Annotated in this window: 1 protein-coding gene and 1 pseudogene; both read left to right on the top strand. The window is 70.0% G+C overall.

Going from position 1 to position 2105, the window contains the following annotated elements; all coding sequences use genetic code 11:
• The coding region (locus HET64_RS38235; protein ID WP_215111817.1) for a cytochrome P450 at nt 1–1279 on the top strand (1279 nt) is incomplete at its 5' end.
• A gap of 175 nt (nt 1280–1454) precedes the next feature.
• Nucleotides 1455–2048, top strand: a pseudogene (locus tag HET64_RS39760) (transglycosylase family protein); the annotation flags it as partial.
• Nucleotides 2049–2105: the final 57 nt, after the last annotated feature.

Genomic DNA, 2105 nt, shown 5'->3' with positions numbered 1-2105 from the left:
CTCCTCCACCGTCCCCGAAGGCGCCCCCGAACTCTTCACCTGGGAGTTCGCCACCGACCCCTACCCCGCCTACGCCTGGCTCCGCGAGCACCGCCCCGTGCACCGCACCGCGCTGCCCAGCGGGGTCGAGGCCTGGCTCGTGACCCGCTACGGGGACGCCAAGGAGGCGCTCGCCGACGCGCGGCTCTCCAAGAACCCGGCCAACCACGCCGAGTCGCCGCACGCCAAGGGGAAGACGGGGATCCCGGGGGAGCGCAAGGCGGAGCTGATGACGCATCTGCTCAATATCGACCCGCCGGACCACACCCGGCTGCGCCGGCTCGTGTCCAAGGCGTTCACTCCGCGCCGGGTCGCGGAGTTCGCGCCCCGCGTGCAGGAGCTGACGGACCGGCTCATCGACGACTTCGTGGAGAAGGGGAACGCCGACCTCATCCACGACTTCGCCTTCCCGCTCCCCATCTACGCCATCTGCGACCTGCTCGGCGTCCCCGAGGAGGACCAGGACGACTTCCGGGACTGGGCGGGCATGATGATCCGGCACGGCGGCGGGCCGCGCGGCGGGGTCGCCCGGTCGGTGAAGAAGATGCGCGGCTACCTCGCCGAACTCATCCACCGTAAAAGGGAGAACCCGGGCGACGACCTGATCTCCGGGCTGATCCGGGCCAGCGACCACGGCGAGCACCTCACCGAGAACGAGGCGGCCGCGATGGCGTTCATCCTTCTCTTCGCCGGGTTCGAGACGACGGTCAACCTCATCGGCAACGGGACCTACGCGCTCCTGCGCCACCCCGAGCAGCGCGCCCTGCTGGAGGCCTCCCTCGCGGCGGGGGAGGACGCGCTGCTGGCCACCGGCATCGAGGAACTGCTCCGGTTCGACGGGCCGGTCGAGATGGCGACCTGGCGGTACGCCACCGAGGCGCTGACCCTGGGCGGTGAGGAGATCGCCGCCGGGGACCCCGTACTCGTGGTGCTGGCGGCGGCCGACCGCGACCCGGAGCGGTTCACGGATCCGGACACCCTGGACCTTGCACGGCGTGACAATCAGCACCTCGGATACGGGCACGGCATCCACTACTGCCTGGGGGCGCCGCTGGCCAGGCTGGAGGGGCAGACCGCGCTGACCACCCTGTTGAGGCGCCTTCCTGACCTGCGACTTGCGGGAGAACCTGGCGATTTGCGCTGGCGTGGCGGGCTCATCATGCGTGGACTGCGCACCCTTCCGGTCGAGTTCGAACCGGGCAGCCGATCCGAAAAAAGTGACACAGTGTCAACTCTGTGACTTTCACGTGATCTGCGCTGCATCGACTTGTGACACACGTTCGAGTCCCGCTAGGTTCACGGTTCGACGCGTCGGTCGCACCTTGCCCACGCGTCACTTGTGCGCCGAAGCAGGCACGGAATCCGCTGCGCGGCGCTCAGGCCACTCGCTTGTCAGTCGCACGGAAGGCATACCCATGGGCTCCGCGAACGGCAGACACCGCCGCCCTCGTCAGGCACCCGCCATCATCGTCGCCGCAGGCGTGACGGGATCGGCCATCGCCATCCCGCTGCTCGGCGCCGCCGGCGCGCACGCGGCCGAGGCCACCACCTGGGACCGGGTCGCCGAGTGCGAGAGCGGCGGCATGTGGAGCGCCGATCTCGGCAACGGCTACTACGGCGGGCTCCAGTTCTCGCAGGAGACCTGGTCGGCGTACGGCGGCACGGCGTTCGCGCCCCGCGCCGACCTCGCCAGCCGCTCGCAGCAGATCTCCGTCGCCGAGAAGGTCCTGGACGACCAGGGTCCCAAGGCGTGGCCCAGCTGTGCGGTGATCTCCGGCCTCGCGGTGGACGGCAGCCTGCCCGGCGTCGACCCGGGCACCTCGCCGTCCGCGGACCCGTCCGCCGATCCGTCGGCGGACCCCTCGGCCGACCCGACCTCCACCCCGACCGGCGAAGCGGACGCAACCGGCGAAGCGGGTGAATCCGGCAAGCGTGAGAAGGGTGATGAGGCGGACAAGAGCGGCAAGGGTGGTACGGAGAAGGGGAGTGAGGCTCCCGACCTGTCCCTTATACACATCTGACGCTGCCGACGACTAGACGAGTGTGAATCTCGGCGGTCGCAGGCT

Source organism: Streptomyces sp. McG3 (genome assembly GCF_018619185.1).
Lineage (GTDB): Bacteria > Actinomycetota > Actinomycetes > Streptomycetales > Streptomycetaceae > Streptomyces.
Note: the sequence above shows the minus strand (reverse complement) of the source record. Positions and strands in the feature narration are given on the sequence as shown.